Annotated in this window: 1 protein-coding gene; it reads left to right on the top strand. The window is 42.5% G+C overall.

The window, feature by feature from the left end; all coding sequences use genetic code 11:
* Window positions 1-90: 90 nt before the first annotated feature.
* On the top strand, window positions 91-777 hold a 687-nt coding region (locus tag ACFIL8_RS11565; RefSeq protein WP_375689927.1), incomplete at its 3' end, for a hypothetical protein.

Here is a 777-nt window from a genome sequence, read left to right as displayed (position 1 = left end):
AGCGTATTCTTAATGAACGAGCGCAAAATCAAATCATGCGTGAAAGAGCGGCAACATACAGAGGAAGAAGCATTTGAGAGAGGTTAGAGAATGAATGCAGAAATGAACGAAGCTATGAATGAAGATTACAGAGTTGGAGCACCGGTCTTTGATGATGAGAGCTCTTTTGATGCTGGCACTTATGATGGTGAAACGATTGATAATGATGATGTCACCTCTCCAGAGCCGGTTGCACAGCCCGTTGAAAAACCTTCAGAGATTGTTCCTAGTATAGAACAGCAGCGTATGGAGCAACAAGCCAAACAAGCCCGTGAAGCGCTTGTAAAGTTTTATGAACCCCAATCCCAGACGCCAATGGTTGAAGGTGAAAATGCACCCCCAGACCTACGTGAGGACCCTGTTCGTTTAGTGGCGTGGATGCTAGATAAGATTCAAAAGCAAGATGCGTATATTAGGGAACAGAAAGAAGCGCTAAGACAAGCTGAGGAACAGCAGCAGCATGATATACGTCTTGGTGAATTTTTTAATAATTCTGTTAAGTCGTTTCAAAATAAATCCAGTGATTTTGATGCCGCGGCAAATTTTCTTTATGAGGCACGCGCAAAGGAATTGAGTTCTTGGTCATCACTTTATCCTGAGTATGGACAACAAAACACAATAGATGCGATTATAAGAGATCAATTGCATGCTCTTGTAGCGACTTGTGCACAAAGAGATCTCAATCCGGCAGAAGAGATTTATAGAATAGCGCAAAATCTTGGCTATCAGAACCAAGCA

Origin of the sequence: Bartonella sp. AP57NXGY (assembly GCF_042195805.1) — a bacterium.
GTDB lineage: Bacteria > Pseudomonadota > Alphaproteobacteria > Rhizobiales > Rhizobiaceae > Bartonella.
The sequence above is the reverse complement of the archived record's forward strand: the minus strand, read 5'-3'. Positions and strand labels throughout refer to the sequence as shown.